Annotated in this window: 16 protein-coding genes and 3 pseudogenes; 13 read left to right on the forward strand and 6 right to left on the reverse strand. The window is 59.1% G+C overall.

Annotated elements, in window-relative coordinates; translation table 11 throughout:
• Nucleotides 1–194 precede the first annotated feature (194 nt).
• The 3 genes from P0Y65_16455 to P0Y65_16465 all read left to right on the forward strand — a co-directional run bounded on the left by P0Y65_16455 (nt 195) and on the right by P0Y65_16465 (nt 2,368).
• Nucleotides 195–1,082, forward strand: a complete 888-nt coding sequence (locus P0Y65_16455) for an ABC transporter permease subunit (protein ID WEK03768.1) — start codon at nt 195–197, stop codon at nt 1,080–1,082.
• A 47-nt stretch (nt 1,083–1,129) separates the two neighbouring features.
• Nucleotides 1,130–2,143, forward strand: coding sequence for an ABC transporter substrate-binding protein (locus tag P0Y65_16460; protein ID WEK03769.1), 1,014 nt, complete (start codon nt 1,130–1,132; stop codon nt 2,141–2,143).
• A gap of 72 nt (nt 2,144–2,215) precedes the next feature.
• The gene (locus P0Y65_16465; protein ID WEK03770.1) at nt 2,216–2,368 is read left to right on the forward strand and encodes a hypothetical protein; all 153 of its coding nucleotides are present in this window, start codon (nt 2,216–2,218) and stop codon (nt 2,366–2,368) included.
• 61 nt (nt 2,369–2,429) lie between these two features.
• Here the strand turns inward: P0Y65_16465 and P0Y65_16470 are convergent, their stop codons facing one another.
• From P0Y65_16470 to P0Y65_16480, 3 genes are read right to left on the reverse strand one after another with little or no spacing between them, the layout of a single operon-like run.
• The gene (locus P0Y65_16470) at nt 2,430–3,392 is read right to left on the reverse strand and encodes an ABC transporter permease (GenBank protein ID WEK03771.1); all 963 of its coding nucleotides are present in this window, start codon (nt 3,390–3,392) and stop codon (nt 2,430–2,432) included.
• A 2-nt stretch (nt 3,393–3,394) separates the two neighbouring features.
• Nucleotides 3,395–4,918, reverse strand: coding sequence for a sugar ABC transporter ATP-binding protein (locus tag P0Y65_16475; GenBank protein ID WEK03772.1), 1,524 nt, complete (start codon nt 4,916–4,918; stop codon nt 3,395–3,397).
• 41 nt (nt 4,919–4,959) lie between these two features.
• Complete coding sequence (locus tag P0Y65_16480) at nt 4,960–5,889, reverse strand: substrate-binding domain-containing protein (protein ID WEK03773.1); 930 nt, start codon at nt 5,887–5,889, stop codon at nt 4,960–4,962.
• Nucleotides 5,890–6,012: 123 nt separating this feature from the next.
• Here P0Y65_16480 and P0Y65_16485 point away from each other — a divergent pair, with 123 nt between their 5' ends.
• Entirely contained in the window at nt 6,013–7,470 is a 1,458-nt protein-coding gene (locus P0Y65_16485) for an FGGY-family carbohydrate kinase (protein WEK03774.1), read from the forward strand.
• Nucleotides 7,471–7,536: 66 nt separating this feature from the next.
• On the opposite strand, the pseudogene P0Y65_16490 reads toward P0Y65_16485, so the two are convergent.
• Nucleotides 7,537–8,008 (reverse strand): annotated as a pseudogene (locus P0Y65_16490) (methyltransferase domain-containing protein).
• 16 nt (nt 8,009–8,024) lie between these two features.
• On the opposite strand from P0Y65_16490, the pseudogene P0Y65_16495 reads away from it, so the two are divergent.
• The 4 genes and pseudogenes from P0Y65_16495 (at nt 8,025) to P0Y65_16510 (ending at nt 13,359) form a co-directional block, all read left to right on the forward strand.
• A pseudogene (locus tag P0Y65_16495) lies at nt 8,025–8,558 on the forward strand (ABC transporter substrate-binding protein).
• 3 nt (nt 8,559–8,561) lie between these two features.
• Nucleotides 8,562–9,511 (forward strand): annotated as a pseudogene (locus tag P0Y65_16500) (iron ABC transporter permease).
• 610 nt (nt 9,512–10,121) lie between these two features.
• Entirely contained in the window at nt 10,122–11,333 is a 1,212-nt protein-coding gene (locus P0Y65_16505) for a sugar transferase (GenBank protein WEK03775.1), read from the forward strand.
• A gap of 67 nt (nt 11,334–11,400) precedes the next feature.
• The gene (locus P0Y65_16510; protein ID WEK03776.1) at nt 11,401–13,359 is read left to right on the forward strand and encodes a nucleoside-diphosphate sugar epimerase/dehydratase; all 1,959 of its coding nucleotides are present in this window, start codon (nt 11,401–11,403) and stop codon (nt 13,357–13,359) included.
• Nucleotides 13,360–13,475: 116 nt separating this feature from the next.
• On the opposite strand, the gene P0Y65_16515 is transcribed toward P0Y65_16510, so the two are convergent.
• Both P0Y65_16515 and gmd read right to left on the reverse strand, forming a co-directional pair.
• Nucleotides 13,476–14,408 (reverse strand): GDP-L-fucose synthase, encoded by a 933-nt coding sequence (locus tag P0Y65_16515; GenBank protein ID WEK03777.1) that lies wholly within the window; start codon nt 14,406–14,408, stop codon nt 13,476–13,478.
• A gap of 1 nt (nt 14,409) precedes the next feature.
• A complete protein-coding gene (gene gmd, locus P0Y65_16520) occupies nt 14,410–15,477 on the reverse strand; it encodes a GDP-mannose 4,6-dehydratase (GenBank protein WEK03778.1) in 1,068 nt (355 codons plus the stop codon).
• A gap of 313 nt (nt 15,478–15,790) precedes the next feature.
• Here gmd and P0Y65_16525 point away from each other — a divergent pair, with 313 nt between their 5' ends.
• From P0Y65_16525 to rfbC, 5 genes are all read left to right on the forward strand, one after another.
• On the forward strand, nt 15,791–17,569 hold the full coding sequence (locus tag P0Y65_16525) for an ABC transporter ATP-binding protein (GenBank protein WEK03779.1): 1,779 nt from the start codon (nt 15,791–15,793) through the stop codon (nt 17,567–17,569).
• Between the two features lie 64 nt (nt 17,570–17,633).
• The gene (gene rfbF, locus P0Y65_16530) at nt 17,634–18,407 is read left to right on the forward strand and encodes a glucose-1-phosphate cytidylyltransferase (GenBank protein WEK03780.1); all 774 of its coding nucleotides are present in this window, start codon (nt 17,634–17,636) and stop codon (nt 18,405–18,407) included.
• Nucleotides 18,404–19,474, forward strand: coding sequence for a CDP-glucose 4,6-dehydratase (gene rfbG, locus P0Y65_16535; protein ID WEK03781.1), 1,071 nt, complete (start codon nt 18,404–18,406; stop codon nt 19,472–19,474). Before rfbF ends, rfbG begins: the two co-directional genes overlap by 4 nt.
• The gene (locus P0Y65_16540; protein WEK03782.1) at nt 19,471–20,706 is read left to right on the forward strand and encodes a class I SAM-dependent methyltransferase; all 1,236 of its coding nucleotides are present in this window, start codon (nt 19,471–19,473) and stop codon (nt 20,704–20,706) included. Before rfbG ends, P0Y65_16540 begins: the two co-directional genes overlap by 4 nt.
• Nucleotides 20,703–21,254 (forward strand): dTDP-4-dehydrorhamnose 3,5-epimerase, encoded by a 552-nt coding sequence (gene rfbC, locus P0Y65_16545; GenBank protein ID WEK03783.1) that lies wholly within the window; start codon nt 20,703–20,705, stop codon nt 21,252–21,254. Before P0Y65_16540 ends, rfbC begins: the two co-directional genes overlap by 4 nt.
• Nucleotide 21,255 lies beyond the last annotated feature (1 nt).

Raw genomic sequence — 21,255 nt, forward strand, 5'->3', positions numbered from 1 at the left:
GTTGTCATCGACGTAACTCACTGCATCTCGGGTGAATGCATAGCCTTCAGGCTGCCGAACGCAGCGCCCTGAGGCTTGACAGCGACACGCTGATTGGGGTCCTCAGAGACCCGATTGCTCGTCCCGGAGTTCGCCTCCAATACAGGACGTCGCCCGGGACCGAATAGTAAGCATGACCACTGGAGCACTCTGACTTGGCCGATACAGGGAACCCGCCGACCAAGGCTGCAGACCCCGCGAGCGCCGCTATTGTCGACAAGCCGGGCATCCAGCGCTCGATGGCCGAAGACGTGGCAGAAGCCATCAGGGATATCAGGAAGCTGGTAAGGTGGCTGCGAGGCGTCAGAGCGGAAAACTGGATCGTCCTTCTGCTGGCGATCGCGCTGGTCTGTAGCTGGGAGTGGATTGCGACCCAGTTTTCGCGGGCCATCATCCCATCCATGGGCGAGACGGCCGACGCCTTTTTCTCCATGCTGCAGGACGATCGTCGCAATTATTTCAATGCCGTCGTCAATACGATCCAGAACTACTATGCCGGGCTGGGACTAGCCATTCTCGTCGGCTGGGGACTGGCCGGCCTGATGGGACTGTCGCCGCTGCTTGGACAAGTGATGAAAGTCGTGCTCGATTTTCTCGGCAACATTCCGATCATCGCCTTCATGCCGCTTTTCGTGGCCCTCCTGGGGCTCGGCGCTGCGGCCAAGATCGTCATCGTCCTGCTGGCGGCAGCGATCGTGATTGCCACTACGGCCCATGCTGCATTTGAAAGTGTGGACCGGGGCGCCGAGGAAGCTGCGCGTGGCCTGGGTGCCAACAGGCTACAGGCCCAGTTCTTCGTGGTCTGGCCGCAAGTGCTGCCGCAAATGATTGCCGGACTGCGCCTTGGAGCGGCCCAGGCGCTGACAGCCTGCATCATCGCAGAGATTTACACTGCAATGACCGGCCTGGGCGGGTTGATCGTCGGCTATGGCGCCTCGTTCAACATGCCCCGCTATTTTGTGGCGGTCCTCACGACCCTGGCCATTGGCGGTGCTACTGCCACCGTGCTGCGTCATCTGGAGCGCCGCTTCGCTGTGCCGTGAGCCGGTCGCCAAAGTCTAACCATACCCTGACAGGAGTTTCCGAGTTGATGATAATCAAGCTTGCAATGGCGGTGGCCACCACAGCTGCAGTGCTGGGCGCTGTGCCGACACAAGCCGAACCCTTCCGCATTATCGTGACCTCTACCGAGGTGCCACTGGTACCCAATTCCGTTCTCCACCTTGCCGAAAGCGAGGGCTATTTCGAGCGCGCCGGGGTCGATGTCGAGCTGGTGCCGGCGGCACAGACGCCCATGGCGGTCACCGCCCTTCTGACCGGTAATGGGGAAATGGCCAATATCTCGACCGAGGCCCTTCTGGGCCTTTACGCGCGGCAGGATTCCAGCCTGGTCGCTGTCGGTTCGACCGACAAGGCAATCCCCTATATCATCGCGGCGCACGATGGGGTGACGTTTGACAGCCTGAGTGCCGGGACCTTTGGCGTTGGCCGGGAGAACAGCCTCGACTACACCCTGTCCCGTCAGGTTCTCAGCAGCCGCGGCACCAGGATCGACGACATGACCTATCTGCCGCTTGGAGACCCGGCCGTGCGGGCCCAAGCGCTCCAACAAGGACGAGTCGACGCCACGACAATGTCCATCGGTGTGTTTCTGGCCATGCCGGAACGGACAGGGCTCAATATCCTCGTCGATGCCGATACTTTCTATCGCGCAGCTCCGATCGTCACGAAGGTCAATGTAGTTTCAAGGGAGGTTCTGGCCAATCGCCGTGCCGATCTGGAAGCCGTGCTCGAAGCATTGACGCTGGCGGCTCGTGACTATGCCGCCGAGCCGCAGCGCTGGGTTGACGCGATGAGCCGCGCTCGCCCCGATGTCGATCCGTCCGCCTTGGCGCAGCTCGCAGAACTTTATGCCGACAGCTGGACCGTAAACGGCGGCCTGCAGCTGCGCGAGGCGACCTTTACCGGATCATGGTACAAGGAAACCGGTGCGCTGGGTGGCGACATCACAATTCCCGTTGGTTTCTGGACCCAATTCGAACCGCTGGATGCCGTGCTGGAAAAGCTTGGTGTGTCCGAGCTCGGGGACGACGTCACCCGCTAGTACGACATCAAACACGGGACAGACATGCGATCATCGTGCCATCGGCACCGTGATGGATCTCGATCTGCCCCTGTGCGTGCAACAGCAGTTGACCGGCGACTTGGCGAACTCGGCGTCGAAGAGGCCAAGAACGCCGGCAGCATGGCCCACGCCCGTGCCGATCTTACGCTGGGCCGCGGAATCGTCGTGGGCGGTGAATTGGTGCGCGACAGTAAGGCTGCGTGAGAAGGCTGAGTGCCAGCGATACACTTCTCCTCTCCCCGTCCATAGGCGGCGAGAGATATGCCTATCGCCGCTTCTGGCCCAGCGAACTCGCTGCAACCGCGATCAGGATCAGGCCACCAACCATGACCTGACGTACATAGCTGTCGACACTCATCTGGGTCAGGCCATTGTCGAGCACGCCAAGAACCAAGACGCCGATGACCGTGGTAAGGATTTTGGGTTCGCCATGCCTGCTCATTGTGGTGCCGAGGAAGACTGCGGCAATGGCATTGAGCATCAGGCCGCTGCCCTGCACGGGATTAGCCGATGCCACACGGCTGGCATACATCAGCCCGCCCGCTGCAGCCGCGAACCCAGTCAAGGCAAAGGCAATCAGGCGTAGGCGCTTGACGGCGATGCCGCCGAGGTGAGCCGCCTCCATATTGCCGCCAATGGCATAGAGCCGACGCCCGAAGGTGGTTTGCTCAAGCAGGATCCAGACGGCCAGCACGACCAGAATGGCGATGATCGACAGATTGGGCAGGCTGACCGCGACGCCACCCCATTCACCCAGCGGAATGCCGCCGCGCGCAAAGCTGCCGAACTCTTCGGGAATGGCGCGGCCCGAAATGGTCTTGCCGCCGCTGACCACGAAAGCGAGACCGGAAAACATGGTCATGGTCGCAAGCGTCGCAATGAAAGGGAGAATACCGATCAGGCTGACCATGGCACCGTTGAAGGCGCCTCCCAGCAACCCGACCAGCAATGCTCCTGCGACAGCGATCCAGATCGGCTGACCTGCCGCCATGAGCAGCGCAGCTGCGATGCCGGCAAGGCTGGCCATCGAGCCAACGCTGAGGTCGAAATCGCCCATCACCATGACGATGGTCATGCCAGCCGCAACTACCATCAGCATCGAAACCTGCTGCGTAATGTTGAGCCAATTGCGTGCGGTAGGGAATGTGCCCGGCAGCATGATCGAAAAGAACAGCACGATGGCAACAAAGCCGATCAGCGTGCCATAGCGACGGATGAAAACTTGCATTGTCAGGCCACCATATTGCCGGAGACCCGGCCATAGCAGAGGTTGATGAGATCGTCTTCTCCAAGCCCGGCAGCGTCAACAAGCGCGTCGAAACAGCCGTCACGCATGACGGCTATCCGATCGCTCATGCCCAGTAATTCGGGGAGGTCGGACGATACGAGAATTATGGCGGTACCCTGCGCCGCCAGATCGCGCAGGATGGCGTAGATGTCGAATTTGGCGCCGATATCGACGCCACGCGTCGGCTCTTCGAGCAACAACAGTCTGGGCCTCTCCGCCAGCGCGCGACCGAAGACAACTTTTTGCTGGTTGCCGCCACTGAGCTCAAAGACCGGCTGGTCGGGGCCAACAGATTTGAGCTGCATGCCCTGCCCGATCCGTGTGGCAAAGGCCCGTTCGCGGCGTGGGGTCAGCCAGATTCCGCCCAAGCTCTGGCGCTTGAGATGAGTCAAGGTAATGTTCTCGAAAATCGGACGGCGCATGATCAACCCCTGTGCACGCCGCTCGCGCGGCACATAGGCAATGCCCGCGGCCCAGGCCGCACCGGGACCACTCGGGGTGTAGGGCTTGCCATCGAGCGTCATGGCTCCGGCGGTAGGACGGATATCGCCAAACAGGGTATGGACCAGTTCGGCCTGCCCAGCGCCAGAGAGGCCGGCAATGCCAAGGATTTCGCCCTGGCGAAGCGTGAAGTCGAGCGGACCAAGGTCGGGCGCTTCAAGCCCGGTGGTCTCGAACGCCAAGCCGTCGCGCGGGACAACCTGCGCCTTGGGATAGGCCTCCTCGACCTTGCGGCCGATCATCATGGCGACGAGATCATCATGGGTGATATCGGCCATCTTGCCGCTATCGATGGACTTGCCATCACGCAGCACGGTAGCCCGGTCGCACAGCGCCATGATCTCATCGAGCCGATGCGACACATAAAGAACCGAACTGCCGCTTGCGCGGATTTCGCGCAGCACGCGAAACAGCCGTTCGCTCTCGTCGCGTGTGAGGGCAGCGGTTGGCTCGTCCATCACATAGAGCCGCGCGTCGTCAAGCAATGCCGCCGAAATGCGTACCAGCATCTGGTCGCCCAGCGACAACTGGCCCAGCGTCAGGCGCGGATCGATGTGGTCAATTCCCAACCGGGTCAACGCGCGCTGCGCTTGGGCATTGAGCACAGCCCAATCGACCAACACACCGGCTCGACGCGGGTAGCGCCGACCCATGAAGATATTCTCGGCCACCGAGAGAGTCGGAACGACGTTGAATTCCTGGTGGATGAAGCGCAGCCCCAGCCGGTAGGCGCTCTTGGTGCTGTCGATCTCCGCCGGGCGGCCATCCACTGTGATCGTTGCGCTATCAGCAGTGACAACGCCTGCCAAGATTTTGATCAGCGTCGACTTACCGGCGCCGTTCTCCCCTATCAAGGCATGGACTTCGCCCGGCGCGATCACGAGATCGGCGCCGCGCAATGCCGGCACGCCAGCATAGGATTTGGCGACGCCTGTCGCGGCGAGAAGCGGTGGCAGAGGGGCCACTTGAGCGCCCTCTTGCCGGTTGGACAAAGCTTGCTGCACGATTACTCGCTGGCATTGGCCTTGGTGACGAGCTTTGTCGGCACGTAGATCACCGACTGCAGGATGTCCTCGCCAGCCAGCACACGCGCCACGGCATCGGCTGTCGCGGCGCCGATGCCGGAAAAGTCTTGAGCGACAGAAGCCTCGAAGTTGCCACCAGCCGCGATGGCCTCGCGCGCCTGCGGATTGGCGTCGATGCCGGTGACAATGATGCCTTCGCCTTCACGGCCGGCCGCTTCGATGGCCTGTAGCGCGCCGAGCGCTGGCTGATCCCAGGCGGCCCAGACGGCTTTGATGCTGCCTTGCTCGGGATTGGCTGCCAGAATGGCTTCCATCTTGGCGCGGCTGTCGGCAATGCCGCCATCGGAGACGTCCGGCGTCACGCGGTCGAGAATGGTGATATCGGCATGGTTGGCGAAGACGGCATCGGCCACGACGCCGCGCACCTGCACCGGCGGGAAGGCATCGAACACGAACATCACCACATTGCCATCGCCACCGATGCGGTCGGCAACATAGGTCGAGGTTTCGGCGGCCATGGCGTAGCCATTGCTGGTCACATTGGTCACCAGCAGTGGATCGGAACCGGCGTCCATGCCGAAAACAGGAATGCCAGCATCCTTGGCAACCTGCAGGCCGGCAGTAACCTGGGAGGGGTCGACATTGATGACGATGGCATCGACGTTCTGCGTCACCATGTCTTCGATGCGGCTGATGACGGCGGCAACGTCACCGGCGGTATCGATGACATTGACGTTCCAGCCCTTTTCCGCGGCGACGCCCTGGAAGGCCTCGACGTAAAATTGCGTGCCGGGTTGCGCCATATAGGGCGTAACTATAGCCACATTGCCTTCGGCACGAGCAGCGCCGAATGAGAATGCCGACATAGCGAGAACGAGGCCGGACACGGCCAGTTTGGTCTTGGACAGCATGGAAAAGCCCTCCCCTTAAAACTTCCGCTGACAAACCATATGTCGGCGGTTGTTTTCCTTATGCTTCAAGGCACTATATGGTGCCCGAGACAATGGGCAAGGGGCAAAGCGAGGGAGCCTGAGGTGAGTTTGAGCCTGATTGGCATTGACGTTGGAACCACTGCCACCAAGGCTACAATGATCGACGGCAGCGGGCGCGAACTGGCGCAGTTTTCCCGCCCGCATGACATGGATCGTTCAACTCCTGGCATGGCAGAGCAATCGTCCGACATGTGGATGGATAGCGTGCTGGCCGCGCTTTCACATTTCGCCAATGTTGCCGATCTGGCTGGGCTTGCCGGCATCGGGCTCACCTCGCAGGTCAATACGCATGTCTTCGTGGGTGCGGACGGCGAAGCGTTGCGCCCTGCGTTGACATGGCAGGATACACGACCCGCCAGTGATGCCCTGGCCCTCGATGCACAGGTGACGACAGCCCAAAAAACCGCCTGGTTTGGCGGCCCGGTACCGATCGACGCCAGCCATGCCCTGGCGCGCATGGCCTTCATCGCCCGCACCGAACCGGACATCTGGCGGCGCGCGCAGCACGTCCTGCTCCCCAAGGACTTTGTGGCCCTGCAATTGACCGGCGTGCTGGCGGCCGACCCCATGGCCGCAGTCGGGCTTGTCGATGGCGAAGGCCGCTATGTTACGCCCCTTCTCGATCTGGTGCCCGGCGCCGCGACGCGCTTGCCCCAACTCTTTCCCTATCACCATATCGTCGGTCACGTGAGGGAGGGCCTGCCCTGCGCCGGCACGCCGGTCATGGTTGGTGCCATGGACGCCTGGGCTGGCATGTTCGGTTGTGGCGTCATCGCTGACGGTGACGCCATGTATCAGTCGGGCACAAGCGAAGTTCCTGGCATAATATCCTCCAAGGTAGTGCCAACACCCGGGGTCATCCTTTTCCCGCCCTATCAGGGGATACGCTTGCATGCCGCACCCACCCAATCGGGCGGCGCGTCGCTGACCTGGCTGTCTACGCTGCTCGGCCGCTCCACATCCGACTTGCTGCAGATGGCCGCCACCACTGAGTCCAGCACGGCCACTCCATTATTTCTTCCTCACCTGGCCGGCGAACGCGCGCCTATCTGGGATGCCACCTCGCGTGGCGTCTTCGCGCGGCTCGATGCCGGCACCGGCCCCGAACAGCTCACTCTGTCAGTTCTTGAAGGCGTAGCCCATTCGGTTCGCTGGGCCTTCGAGGCGCTGCAAGACTCGGCTGGTGTTGCACTCGACACAATCCGCATCGGCGGCGGTGGCGCCCGCTCCGACCTCTGGTGCCAGATCCGAGCCGACGTGCTGGGCGCCAGGCTCGAACGCACCAGTGTAACCGCCACTGCGGCTTTGGGCGCGGCGATCATCGCAGGCGTGGGCAGCGGCGCCTTCCCCTCACTCTCCGACGCCGTGCGAGAGCTTGTGCGCTTTGATCGGCAATTCGACCCCGATACTGCCCGTCATGAACTCTACAATGAGCGGCACGCAAGTTTCCGCATGTTGCATGCCGACCTGCGCGCCTTCAATCAGCGATTTGGACACTGAGACAAGGCATGCGATTTGGTTCGTTCAGGCCCGCCCTTTTTTCGAACAACGGCCGTTCCAGGCAGTTTAATTCGGTTTGGTCACACAGATGGCAAAGCGCTGCTGGACGAGGCGTTCAAGTCCGCGCCAGAAACTCATCTTGCGGGCCTGCGCCCAGTGGATCCTCCAAAGGTTGCGGTCGATGACAGGATCCACAAAACCGACCTTTTCCAGCTCGGCCACCACAGCCGAGGCTGGCATCTGGTCGGCGAAATAAACCTGCGATCGGATCGCCTGCAGCCGGTCGGCCATGCTCGGAGCAAGGTTGGCGTGGTGGGGCTCGATCAAACTGTGCGCGTAGCGCCATGACCCAGCTCCTGTGAGCCATATTGCCGTCCACGATGAGCAGTTTTCCTCCGGGCTTGAGCACTTCGAATCATTCCCGAAATGCTGCAGGAGCATCGACCAGCGTCCAAACCAGATGCCGGTTGGTGATGACATCGTAACTGGCGCGCGGCTCCATGTTGTTTTCGGCATCGCGCATGATGAAGCAGATATCGGCCCACACGCCGGAGCGCCCGGACGTCTTCATGTACCGGGCCGCAGGCCTAGTCGAATGTTGCGGCACCTTTGGTCCGGACAATTTTGGCCTGATGGTCGAGCGCGCTGGTGGACACAACCTGGGTTCAGATTTCCTTCCCGGTTACACAGGCTCCATCAATCCGGAACAGGTCATCGCGTCCGATCCCGACGTGATCGTGGTGACCGGCTCTGACTGGCGCAATTCGGACAATGCCACCGGTTTCGTCAGCGTGGGCCCGGGTGCTGCAGACGATGCCGAAGCCAGCCGCACCGCGCTGGCTGCTGTCGTCGACGCACCGGCCTTTGTCGGGTCGACCGCCGTGGCCAATCAGGATGTTCATGCCATCTGGCATCAGTTCTACACGAGCCCCTATCAGTTCGTGGCGATCGAGGAGATGGCCAAGTGGTTCCATCCCGACCTCTTCGCCGATGTCGATGCTGATGCCACGTTCAAGGAATTCTACGACCGCTTCCTACCCATCGAATACAAGCCAGGCTCGTGGATTTCGCTCAAGGCTGACGAGTAAGTCATGGTCGCCGCTGACATCAGTTCATCCATGGAAGCGGCGGCCCAGGGGCGTGGTGAATACCGCGCCCGCACCCATCGCAAGATTCTGATCCTCGCAGCGCTCACCGCAGCGTCGCTACTTTCTTTTCTTTCGATCTGGCTTGGGGCCCGGCCCGCTATGGGCTCGATCAAGTGGTACTGGCATTGGTCAATCCTGCCGCCGTTTCCGATCAGGTACGGACCGTAGTCTGGGATATCCGCATGCCGGTGGCCGCTATGGCCATTGTCGTTGGCGCAGCCTTGTCCGTCGCTGGCGTCCAGATGCGGACCATCCTCGCCAATCCATTGGCGAGCCCATTTACACTGGGCATTTCCGCGGCCGCGAGCTTTCGGGCGGCCCTGGGCATTGTTACCACGGTGCCACTCCTGCAAGTCGCCGCCGGCCTTATCGTGCCGGTCAACGCCTTCATCATGGCGCTGGTCGCTACGCTCTTTATCCATTTCGTCTCGCAGATGCGCGGCGTCACGGTGCAAACCGTGGTTCTTCTCGGCATCGCGTTGGTTTTCACCTTCAATGCCCTGCTTGCCTTCGTCCAGTATCTGGCCTCCGAACAGGCGCTATCGCAAGTCGTGTTCTGGACCATGGGCAGCCTCACCAAAGCGACATGGCCAAAAATCTGGATCACGCTGACTGTGCTGCTGATCGCGCTGCCCCTGTTCGCCCGCAATGCATGGGCCTTGACGGCCATCCGGCTGGGTGAGGACAAGGCCGCAAGCTTTGGCGTCAACGTGCGCTACATCCGGCTCGAAACCATGCTGATCATCTCCCTGCTGGCGTCGGTCCCGGTGAGCTTTGTCGGCACGATTGGCTTCGTCGGTCTGGTCGGACCGCACATGGCCCGCATGATCCTGGGCGAGGATCAGCGTTTCTTCCTGCCAGGTTCGGTGTTGTCCGGCGCCCTGTTGCTGTCGCCATGCAGGAATCGGGTTTCAGCCAATTGGACGCTACCGAAAGTCTCGGCGCGTCGCGCACCATTGAATAGCCGTGTCAGATGTTGATCCGCCAGGAAAGGCAACTCCTCGATGCTGCTCGCGTGGGCAAGGCTGGCCTCAGGTGACCATGACCTGACCGAGCCCGCCGCATTTGAGCCATGCCAAAATACCAGTCATCGCTGTTTCCCAGCTTCAAAAGATTGCCTGCGCAAGACCATCTCCATCGAATAATCGGAAGCTGCATTCGCGGCCCGTTTGCCAAACCGCTGCGCGGTTTCAAAACCGGTCAAATGCACGCGCAATCCATAGTCTGGATCTGCATGCCAGCAACTCGGGAGCCAATCCGGACGCTGCGCCATTCTGTGATAGCTGGCGTTACTGATCGTTCGCCCATATCTCCTGGCGTTACTGATCGTTCGCCCATATCTCCTGGCGTTATTGGATGTTTGGACGGATGTTGAAGGCAGTTTGAAGAGACAAGGCACCGCCGCGGCTCCATGCTCCCGGGCTCAACACGGCAATCCTGTAAGGTACCTTGCGAGAACACCCCGTCCCAACTATCCGTTGTTTCAACGCGGAGACCAAACAGTTGAGAATAGTCATTACCGGGGCGTCGGGCTCCATTGGACGCCCCCTGGTCAAAGACTTCCTCTCCAGAGGGGCCAAACTGCTCTTGGTCGGCCGTGATCCCGATGCGTTACGGACGCTTTTTCCTGGCTCTGAGTGCTGCAGCTATGACAACCTTGCCGAACACTGCCAAGGCTATGACGGTCTGCTGCACTTGGCCGTTCTGAATAATAACGCATCAGAGAGCGCTGACGCGTTTCTCCGGGCTAATCTAGGTCTGACCCAAACCGTCCTGCTGGCTGCACAAAGCGCCAGCATAGAGCGCTTTGTCTATGCCTCGACCGTGCAGTCTCTCGATGCCCGCAACCAATCTCCCTACGCAACAAGCAAAAGAGCGGCCTCGGAGCTTGTTGCTAAAGCTGAGGGCATTGACACGCGCATCCTGCATTTGGCGGCAGTGGTTGGGGATCGCCTAGCCGGAAAACTCGCCATCCTCGACCGCCTTCCTCCTGTGCTTCGCAAGCCTCTGCTGGAACTTTATGCAGCCATCACGCCTGTAACTGATATCGCAACGGTCGTCGATAAGTGCTGGGAGGCGTTGCTCGACCCAGATTGTCCGGGTCAACAGATTGTCGCTCGCGATCAGTCCCGAAACCCAATCTTTGCCGTAATCAAGCGCTGCATGGATCTTGGCGCTGCGCTTGTCATACTGCTACCCTTGATCTGGCTTCTTGCCATGATCTGGTTTGCCGTTCGCCTGCAGTCGCCAGGCCCGGGCATATTCGCCCAGAAACGGGTCGGACAGAATGGTGAGGTTTTCACCTGCTATAAGTTCCGAACTATGGCCCAAGGTTCCCCAAATGTCGGCACGCACGAAGCGTCGACAACGCTAGTCACGCCGCTCGGCACATTCTTGCGCCGCACTAAGCTCGATGAGTTGCCGCAGGCTTTTAACATCCTTCTCAACCAGATGAGTCTTGTCGGTCCTCGGCCATCTCTTCCCAATCAGCACGCCGTGATTTCTGAACGTCAAAAGCTCAGCGTTCTGTCGATCAAGCCTGGCATCACCGGCATTGCGCAAATCAACCAGGTGGACATGAGCCAGCCTGAACTGTTGGCGAGCTGGGACGAGCAATATGTGAGATTGCGTTCTGTGCGGTTGGATGTGTCCATCCTATTGAAGACATTAATCGGTCGAGGAAACGGTGATCCGATGACCACCCGAGATCAGTAGGCTGCATCGCAAACGCGGCAGTTCGATTCAACTGCTAGCGTTGACCTTTCTACTATGTGGATCATCGATGCCCGTCGTTCCCGGTCGCCTGGCAGTTGTGCTACTGGTACCGAAGTCGATTTCGCCCGCGTTCAGCGCGCTGCAGCAAAGATTTGGCATGACTAAAGTTATTACGATGCTGACGGGCCTTCCGAGGTTCTGGAAACGCGTCATCATCATCGTGTTCGACGCCCTCGCCCTCGCTGCCGCTCTGTGGGCAAGCTTCGCCCTGCGCTATGGCCTGTGGACGCCGCCGGCGACGCTTTACGACTTCCTGCTTATCCTGACCGCGCCGATCGTAGCGATTCCCATATTTGTCCGTTTGGGCCTCTACCGCGCCGTAATCCGCTATCTCCCAGAAAGGGCCCTTTGGACCACATTGCAGGCGACGACGCTGGCAACGCTGTGCTGGATTTTGGTGATCTTTCTCTCTCAGATAACCCTAAGCGTAGTGGTACCCCGATCAGTGCCTATTCTTTATTGGGCGCTCGCCACGATCGCCATTGGCGGCAGCCGGTTCATCGCCAAAAAACTCTTATGGCCCGCCAGCGCCAACCGTGAGCACAACAAGGCCATCGCGATCTATGGCGCCGGAGAGGCCGGAGCCCAACTAGCTAATGCCCTGCGCAGGCAGGGCAACTATCGGATCGTCGCCTTCCTCGACGACAATCGGACACTTCACGGCAGGGACGTGACCAGCATACGAGTGTTTCCGCCCTCTGCTGTCGGCATGCTGACAGAGCAATACGGGCTTGAGGAAGTCATCCTCTCAATTCCAACACTCAACGCGGCTCGACGTCGGGAAATCGTCACCTCGGTTGGTCGCCAAGGTATCAAGATCAGGACTGTCCCCCCGGTCACCGACATCATGGACGGCCGCTATCTGGTCAGCCAGATTCGCGAGATCGACATCGACGAATTGCTCGGACGCTCTTCGGTGCCCCCTGCCCCGCACCTGCTCCAGTCCATGGTTGAGGGAAAGACCATCATGGTCACTGGCGCAGGGGGATCAATCGGCTCGGAACTATGCCGCCTGATCGTCAAGCTTTCACCGAAAAGCCTCATCCTTTTCGAAGCCAATGAGTTTGCGCTCTATAATATTGAACGTGAACTCGGCGCGGTGCCGCCAATGGTCGTGCCGATCCTGGGATCAATCGTTGACCAGCAACGTGTCCAGACGACCATGCAACGCTACGCTCCCGACGTCGTGTTTCACGCTGCTGCACATAAGCATGTGCCCCTGATTGAGGCGAATGCCCTCGAAGGCATGCGCAATAACATCCTTGGAACGAGGAATGTTGTGGACTTGGCCTATCGCCAAGGTGTGTCGACCTTCGTACTGATATCGTCTGACAAGGCTGTCCGCCCGACCAATGTGATGGGGGCGACAAAGCGCTGGGCAGAGCTGATCGTGGCCCAGAAGGCAGCCGAGGCGGCTGAGGCAGGTACGGGACAGCGCTTTACCGCCGTGCGTTTCGGCAATGTTCTTGGATCAAACGGCTCGGTCGTACCGCTTTTCAAGGAGCAGATTGCCAAGGGCGGACCGGTGACGCTCACGGACCCAACAATGACGCGCTATTTCATGTCGATTCACGAAGCGTCCGAACTCATCGTTCAGGCAGGAGCGCTGTCCCAGGGCGGAGACATTTTTTTGCTCGACATGGACAAGCCAATCCTGATCAAGGACCTGGCCGAAAACATGGTTCAATTGGCAGGCCTGACCGTGCGCAGCCCCGAAAACTCGGATGGTGACATCGAGATTTTAGTGACTGGGAAGCGTCCTGGCGAAAAAATGTTCGAGGAGCTATTCTACGACGACAATGCGGTCGAGACGACAGACCACCCCAAGATCCGCCGCTCGCCCAAGGAAAGCCCTGTGCCCATTGACGAAGCATTCGCCCAGCTCATGGAATGGGTGGACGGCCAAGACGAGCAGAAGGCGCGGCAGTGCCTCTTTGGACTTATCGAAGAGCGCCCGCCGGTATGAGAATTCCACTTTCAATGCAACACTGAAATGACCCTCAGTCCTTATTCCGTCGCGTTTTCGAACCGCGAAGTGGCAGCACGCTTTCGTTTTGGTGCGGCGCTGCGGCATGGCATCAATCAGGCCTGCTGCTGCAAGAACCATTCGTAGGTGTCTACGATACCCCGCTCCAGTTGGATGTTCGGCGACCATCCCAGAGCACGAATGGCGCCGGCGTCCATCAATTTGCGCGGTGTGCCGTCCGGTTTCGACAGGTCACGGACAATCTCGCCTCTGTAACCGACGACGGACGACACTAAGTGTGCCAAATCGAGGATAGAAATGTCCTCGCCAGAACCAACGTTGACATGCTCGTGGCCGGAATAGGACTTGAGCAGGAAGACCAGCGCGTCGGCGCAATCATCAGCATGAAGAAATTCACGTCGCGGCGTTCCCGTTCCCCAGATCGTCACGGTGTCGTCTCCGCGCACCTTTGCCTCATGTGTCTTGCGGATGAGTGCGGGCAGAACGTGACTGGTATCGAGGTCGAAATTATCGCCGACACCGTAGAGATTGGTCGGCATTGCCGAGATATAGTCCCGGCCATATTGCTTGCGATACGCTTGCGCCAGCTTGATGCCGGCGATTTTGGCGATGGCATACCACTCGTTGGTGGGCTCCAGCGGACCGGTGAGCAGGCTACTTTCCTCGATCGGCTGAGGTGCAAGCTTGGGATAGATGCAACTCGAGCCGAGGAACAGCATACGATCTACGCCGCTTTCATGGGCCGCCTGCGTGACATTGGCCTCAATGATCAGATTGTCGTAGAGAAATTCTGCCGGCAGCGTGTCATTGGCCAGGATGCCGCCCACCTTGGCGGCCGCCATGACGATCGCATCGGGACGGGTTTCACTGAGAAAAATCTCCACTTGCGACTGCCGCTTGAGATCGACACGATCGCGACCAGCCACAATGACCTGGCACGCCTCCGAGGCGAGGCGCCGCACCACAGCGCTACCTACCATTCCGCGATGCCCGGCCACCCAAACGGTCTTCCCAGCCAGATCATACATGTCAGGCCTCCTTCATCACCATCGAACTCTGCATGACCTGAAGGTCGGCCTGCACCATTTCCGCGGCAAGTTCCTTGACGGTGATGGAGGGGTTCCAGCCCAGTTGCTGCCTGGCTTTGCTTGCGTCGCCAAGAAGAAGCTCAACCTCGGTCGGTCGAAAATAGCGCGGATCGACGGCGACACGAATATCACCGGTGGCACAATCGATGCCGCGCTCCTCCAACCCGCTGCCCTGCCAGTCGAGGGCGATCCCTGCTTCCTCGAAGCTCCACGTAACGAAGTCGCGAACCGGAGTCGTCACGCCCGTCGCCAAGACATAGTCGTCGGCCGTCTCCTGCTGCAGCATCCTCCACATGCCTTCCACGTATTCGCGGGCGTGCCCCCAGTCGCGCTTGGCATCGAGATTGCCAAGATAAAGGCATTGCTGCTTGCCCAGTTTGATGGCCGCAACGGCGCGGGTAATCTTGCGTGTCACGAAAGTCTCTCCGCGTAAGGGGCTTTCGTGGTTGAAGAGGATGCCATTGGACGCATGCATCCCATAGGCTTCACGATAGTTCACGACGATCCAAAAGGCATAGAGCTTGGCCGCGGCATAAGGTGATCTGGGATAGAACGGCGTCGTTTCCCTCTGCGGCGTCTCTTGGACGAGGCCGTAGAGCTCGGAAGTTGAGGCCTGATAAAAGCGCGAAGTCTTTTCGAGCCCGAGAATGCGCATGGCTTCGAGCAGCCGCAGAGTGCCAATGCCATCCGCATTGGCCGTATATTCGGGGGTCTCGAAGGAGACTTGGACATGGCTTTGCGCGGCGAGGTTATAGATTTCATCCGGCCGCGTTTCCTGCATGACGCGGATGAGATTGGTCGAATCCGTCATGTCGCCATAGTGCAGAATCAGCTTGGGATTCACATCATGCGGGTCCTGATAAATATCCTCGATCCGGCCGGTATTGAACGACGACGAACGCCGCTTCAAGCCGTGAACCTCATAGCCCTTGTCCAACAGCAGACGCGCGAGATACGCACCATCCTGCCCTGTGACACCGGTGATCAATGCGACTTTAGGATTTGGCATGGCAATGGGCTTTCCGGCAGCGCTTCAGGCGTAATTGGTTCTTTGACTGCCTCCATTTAGCGGAACCGGCCGGAAAAGGAAGATCGCCCCGCGTAATTGGTGGCGATACTGGTTTGCCGAGCGTCGAGGAACCATCCGCCGCCGAAATGGAGATTCATTCTCCGATGAGACCGTAACCCGAAGAGAACTTGCCTGCCAATGAACTCGCTTGAACACAGTTCATCCGCATGGGTGACCGCGGCAATCGTTGCATGCGCAAAACCATGCTGGTATCCCTGCGCCACCCTGCCGACGAGCCGAGAATATGTAATTCATGCTACTGCACTATGTCTTGGGTCTTTGGAAGCACCTCTCGCGTCGCCGGCGAGTTCAGTTTTATGCCCTCATCGTTCTGATGATTCTCGCCTCGGTCGCCGAAGTAGCCTCGATCGGCCTGATCGTTCCCTTCCTCGGCGCCCTCACTGCGCCGGACCAAATCCTGTCCAATTCGACACTCAGGGCAGTAGCAGACAGGTGGTCCATCACGACGTCATCCGACCTCGTTCTACTGATGGGTGTTGCCTTTTGCGGCGCTGCACTTGTGGCGGGGGCCATCCGGCTTTTGCTGCTATATGCTACCACCAAGTTTTCGTTTGCCCTCGGCGCCGACCTGAGCCTCGAAGTTTATAGACGCACTCTGTACCAGCCCTACTCGGTGCATCTGGAACGCAACAGTAGCGAAGTCATCAACGGCATAATCGTCAAGACCGCAACCATTATCAGCAGTGTGCTTGTGCCGCTCCTGACCATCATAACATCTGCTGTTTTGCTTGTCGGAATACTCGCGGCACTTCTTGCTATCGACCCCATTATTGCGGTCAGCTCGATTATGGTCGTCGGCCTGCTCTATTGGATTGTCCTTCGCATAACCCGAGAAAGCATGCGGCGCGATAGTGAGATCATAGCAAGGGAGTCGTCCAAGGTCGTACAGGCATTGCAGGAGGGGTTGGGGGGAATTCGGGACGTTCTGCTGGATAGCACTCAGGAATTGTGCAGCAGAATCTACCAGGCTTCCGACCGGCCGCTCCGCCTCGCTCAAGGACGCCAGATCATCGCAACGGGCAGTCCGCGATTTCTCATCGAGGCTTTCGGCATGGTTGTGATAGCCATTCTGGCTGTCTGGATTACCCAGCGTAGCAACGGCGGTGAGGCCGCCGTCCCTCTGCTCGGTGCGCTGGCGCTCGGTGCGCAACGCCTGCTACCGATCGTTCAACAGGGATATTCGTCTTTGTCCACGATCCGAGGCGCAGAAGCATCCTTAAGAGACATGATGGCGTTGCTTGGTCAGACAATTGACACGGGCGCAACAGTGCCCGCTGCACGACTTCCCTTCAACAGAACAATGGTCCTTCGCGAAATCGACTTCACCTATGGACGAGGCGGCCCGCAAGTTTTGCGCAAACTCAATCTGACCATACCAAGAGGCAGTCGGATAGGCATATTTGGGCAGACTGGCGGGGGTAAGAGCACCCTCCTCGATATAATGATGGGTCTCTTGCGCCCAACATCGGGGCAGCTCGTTGTGGATGACACCCCTATCGACCAGACCAACCAGCGCGGCTGGCAGCTTCATATCGCGCATGTCCCGCAAAGCATCTATCTGTCTGATAACAGCATTACCGAAAATATTGCCTTTGGTGTGAGCAGGGACAAGATCGACATCAAGCGGGTTCTCGACGCAGCGCGCCGGGCGCAGATGCACGACGTGATAACTTCATGGCCCGAACAATATGACACATTTGTCGGAGAACGTGGTGTCCGACTATCCGGTGGCCAACGGCAACGCATCGGCGTTGCCCGGGCGCTTTACAAGCAGGCCGACGTCATCATACTGGATGAAGCGACCAGTGCGCTGGATGACGAAACTGAGCGCAATCTCATGGATTCCATAGAAGGTCTCGGCGAAGATATTACTTTGATAATAGTTGCTCACCGCCTTAGCACCCTTCGAAATTGCCATTTTGTTGCAGAAGTTATGGCGGGCGGCATCAAGGAATTTGGATCCTATGAAGACATCATAGCGCCGCGCCTCCAACTACAGTCACTTCCCTAGTTGGCAAGCACTGTTTTCGAATCAGTAGGGCGTTGGTGAAGGTTACAGAAATGAGTATCGACAGATGAAGGCAGTCATCCTTGCGGGCGGATTGGGCACCCGGATATCGGAAGAAACAAACACCAAGCCCAAGCCTATGGTCGAGATTGGCGGTAAACCAATTCTGTGGCACATCATGAAGACGTATGGCAGTCATGGGATTAATGACTTTGTCGTCTGCTGCGGATACAAGGGCTATGTAATCAAGGAGTACTTTGCAAACTACTTCCTCCACATGTCCGACGTGACCTTCGACATGCGTAACAACCAGATGGAAGTGCATCACAAATATGCTGAGCCCTGGAAGGTGACGCTGGTTGATACCGGCGACGAGACCATGACCGGCGGACGACTTCGCCGTGTCAAAAGTTATCTCGAGCGGGAAGACGACTTCTGCTTCACTTACGGTGACGGGGTTGCCGACCTAGACGTTACGGCTCAGGTTGCGTTTCATCGCGCACATGGGAAGCTCGCCACGGTTACGGCCGTGCAACCACCGGGACGCTATGGTGCTCTTGATGTCCGCGGCACTTCGGTGAGTGGCTTTATTGAAAAGCCCCAGGGCGATGGCGGCTGGATCAATGGAGGCTATTTCGTCCTGTCACCCAAGGTAATCGACGAGATTGACGGAGATGCGTCATCCTGGGAGGGCGAACCGCTCAAGCGCTTGGCAAAGCGAGGTGAGTTTCAAGCTTATCATCACGCCGGCTTCTGGCAGCCAATGGACACACTGCGCGACAAGAACATGCTCGAAGAGCTCTGGCGCTCAGGCAACGCGCCTTGGAAGGTGTGGGCTTGAACAATTCGGGCGATAGCTTTGCCGCCCTTGCCGGCAAACGGGTCTTTCTGACGGGTCACACCGGCTTCAAGGGCGCCTGGCTGACGATGCTCTTGCATCGCCTCGGATGCGAAGTGCACGGCTACGCGCTGCCCCCGGAAAGCGATCCCAATCTGTTTTCGCTGGCCTCTGTTCAGGACTACCTTGCCGGCGAAACGATCGCCGACATTCGCGACCGGAGAGCGCTGACCCACGCGATGCAGGCGGCGCGCCCCGATCTGGTTCTCCATCTGGCTGCTCAGGCCTTTGTTCGGCGCAGCTATGCCGAACCTGCCGACACCTGGGACATAAACGTCACGGGTACATCCAACGTGCTCGATGCTGCGCGCAGCACTTCCGACCTCTCGGCAATCGTGGTGGTCACCACCGACAAATGCTATGAGAACAAGAACTGGGACTGGGGCTATCGCGAGACCGACACCCTGGGCGGCCACGATCCATATAGCGCCAGCAAGGCGGCCGCTGAACTGACGGTCCAGAGCTATCGTCGGAGTTTTTTCTCAGCTGGAAAGACCTTGCTCGCAAGTGCACGGGCAGGCAATGTCATCGGCGGGGGCGACTGGAGCGAGGACCGTCTCATCGCCGACGCAGCACGGGCGGTGGCAGCACGGAATCCTCTGCTTATTCGCAATCCCACTGCCACCCGGCCTTGGCAGCACGTGCTCGATTGCCTGGGCGGCTATCTGACGCTGTCCTGTGCCTTGCTTGAAGGCAACTCGGCTGCGGCGACTGCGTTCAACTTTGGTCCGCTCGAATCTGGCAATCTCAGTGTCCAGAACGTGCTTGGCAAGCTTCAGATGAATTGGCCGGGCCTTATATGGTCAACAATGCAGACCGATGGCGCTCGGCACGAGGCACAATTGCTCTATCTCGACTCTGCGAAGGCACGCAATCAACTCGGCTGGCGGCCGCGCTGGACAGTGGATACGGCTTTGGAGAAGACCGCTGGCTGGTATCGCGAGATTGCCGCCAACCCGACCCATGCAATGGCCGCTACGCGCCAACAGATCGAAGATTTCCTGTCATGATCCAGGCTGAATGCCGCGCCTGCGGCGCGCCCCTTAAGCGAGTTGTTTGCGATCTTGGCCTTTCGCCGATTTCAAACGCCTTCATCACTGCTGAGCGTGCCGCGGAAGGGGAGATGTTCTACCCCCTAAAGGCCTGTGTCTGCGAAGCCTGCTGGCTGGTCCAGCTAGAATCGAGTCCCTCTTCAAGCGCTCACTTCCATGAAGACTACGTCTATTTTTCATCCTTTTCCACCGGATGGGTGAACCATGCTCGTAGCTATGTCGAGGACATGACCCGTCGATTTGTCCTGTCCAGCGCGAGTCGCGTTATGGAGATTGCCAGCAATGACGGCTATCTGCTGCAATTCTTTGTTAAGGCTGGCATACCCGCCCTGGGCATCGAGCCCACTGCCAATACGGCAGCCGCCGCCCGCCTCAAGGGCGTGGAGACCGAGGAACGCTTCTTTGGCGCTGACACGGCTTCGGAACTTGCCGCCCGCGGCTGGACGGTGGACCTTCTGCTTGGCAACAATGTCCTCGCCCATGTGCCCGACATCAATGACTTCATCGGCGGCGTGCCGAAAGTCCTCAAATCAGAGGGTATCGCGACATTCGAGTTCCCGCATCTCTTGAGCATGCTCGCGCAGAACCAGTTCGATACCATCTATCACGAGCACTACAGCTACCTGTCGCTCACGGCACTGCTGCCGATCCTGGCCCGCGCGGGGCTGAGAGTTTTCGACGTCGAAACCCTCTCCACCCATGGGGGTAGCCTGCGCCTCTATCTGTGTCACGACGCCGCCGGCCATATGGCGACACCTGCCGTTGCAGCGCTCCTCGCGCTGGAAACCGAACAGGATCTTGCCGCGCCGGAACGCTATGATGCGTTCGCGCAGGGCGTGGTCGAGACGAAGCGCGCGCTCCTGGCCTTCCTGCTCGAGGCCCAGGCGAACAACAAAAGTGTTGCTGCCTATGGAGCCGCCGCCAAGGGCAACACATTGCTCAACTATTGTGGCGTTCGACCGGATATGGTCGCCTTCGTGGCTGACAAGAATCCGACAAAGCAGGGACGCCTGCTGCCCGGTTCGCGCATTCCGGTGCTTTCCCCGCAAGCCATTGCAGAACACCAGCCTGATTACCTGCTGATCTTGCCTTGGAACATCAAGGATGAGGTCATGGCAGAGATGGATCATATCCGCAGCTGGGGCGGTCAATTCGTGGTGCCCATTCCCACCCTGACGGTGGTGCCTTGATTTTCAGGGAAACGCCGCTCGCCGGTGCCTATGTGCTGGATATCGAGCCACGCGCCGATGCGCGGGGATTTTTCGCGCGCACGGTCGATCGGGATGAGTTCGCCAGGTACGGACTGGACGCAAATTTCGTGCAGCAGAGCGTTTCCTGGAATCCACACCTAGGGACCCTGCGCGGACTGCACTATCAGGCCGCGCCCCACGAAGAAGACAAGCTGGTTCGCGTGACCCGTGGCGCGATCTTTGATGTCATTGTCGATCTGAGAACGAAGTCTACTACGCACGGACACTGGTACGGAGTCGAATTGACAGCACTCAATCACCGTCAGCTCTACATCCCGAAAGGCTTCGCACACGGCTTTCAGACGCTGCAGTCCGATACCGAAGTTTTCTACGAAATGACTGTTCCGTTCCATCCCGACGCTCCGCGTGGCGTCCGATGGGATGATCCTGACTTGGGGATTGTTTGGCCTTACTCTATTGGCGCAGGCGACACGCGTATGTCTTATTCAGATCTGCAGCATCCCTTGCTTAAAGAACTTGCGAGTTGAT

The organism is Candidatus Devosia phytovorans (assembly GCA_029202405.1).
Lineage (GTDB): Bacteria > Pseudomonadota > Alphaproteobacteria > Rhizobiales > Devosiaceae > Devosia > Devosia phytovorans.

Excerpts from the sequence above, each read along its gene's own strand:
- P0Y65_16460 (WEK03769.1), top strand. The coding sequence starts at position 1,130 with ATGATAATCAAGCTTGCAATGGCGGTGGCCACCACAGCTGCAGTGCTG.
- P0Y65_16470 (WEK03771.1), bottom strand. The coding sequence starts at position 3,392 with ATGCAAGTTTTCATCCGTCGCTATGGCACGCTGATCGGCTTTGTTGCC.
- P0Y65_16480 (WEK03773.1), bottom strand. The coding sequence starts at position 5,889 with ATGCTGTCCAAGACCAAACTGGCCGTGTCCGGCCTCGTTCTCGCTATG.
- P0Y65_16510 (WEK03776.1), top strand. The coding sequence starts at position 11,401 with ATGCCCGTCGTTCCCGGTCGCCTGGCAGTTGTGCTACTGGTACCGAAG.
- P0Y65_16515 (WEK03777.1), bottom strand. The coding sequence starts at position 14,408 with ATGTATGATCTGGCTGGGAAGACCGTTTGGGTGGCCGGGCATCGCGGA.
- gmd (WEK03778.1), bottom strand. The coding sequence starts at position 15,477 with ATGCCAAATCCTAAAGTCGCATTGATCACCGGTGTCACAGGGCAGGAT.
- P0Y65_16525 (WEK03779.1), top strand. The coding sequence starts at position 15,791 with ATGCTACTGCACTATGTCTTGGGTCTTTGGAAGCACCTCTCGCGTCGC.
- rfbF (WEK03780.1), top strand. The coding sequence starts at position 17,634 with ATGAAGGCAGTCATCCTTGCGGGCGGATTGGGCACCCGGATATCGGAA.
- P0Y65_16540 (WEK03782.1), top strand. The coding sequence starts at position 19,471 with ATGATCCAGGCTGAATGCCGCGCCTGCGGCGCGCCCCTTAAGCGAGTT.